This window comes from Pseudomonas sp. SIMBA_067 (assembly GCF_046534675.1).
GTDB classification, from domain to species: Bacteria; Pseudomonadota; Gammaproteobacteria; order Pseudomonadales; family Pseudomonadaceae; genus Aquipseudomonas; species Aquipseudomonas putida.
Window position 1 is genome coordinate 1 of record NZ_JAWRYH010001177.1, and the last position, 242, is coordinate 242.

General features: G+C 41.7%; 1 protein-coding gene. It reads left to right on the forward strand.

Translation table 11 applies throughout. The features are described from left to right. Nucleotides 1-242 (forward strand): DUF2339 domain-containing protein (locus tag SB765_RS32995; RefSeq protein WP_410932945.1); only part of this gene is annotated, 242 nt, incomplete at both ends.

Consider the following 242-nt stretch of genomic DNA (forward strand, 5'->3'; position numbering starts at 1 on the left):
TGCTGTAATAGGCATTATAGGCGCATACAGTGTTCCTATTTGGGTAAATACGGGCAGTGGGCAGTTATTTTCTTTACTTATTTATGTTGCCCTTGTGAGTGTTGCCGCAGCAGTTGTAGCACATAAAGTAAAGCGTGTTTGGCTGTGGTATTTACTATGGGTAGGGCATATTGGCTGGTATTTGGTTGGGCTAACTTTATTTACCTATAACACAGTGTGGTTAATAGGCGCTTATGCGTTAC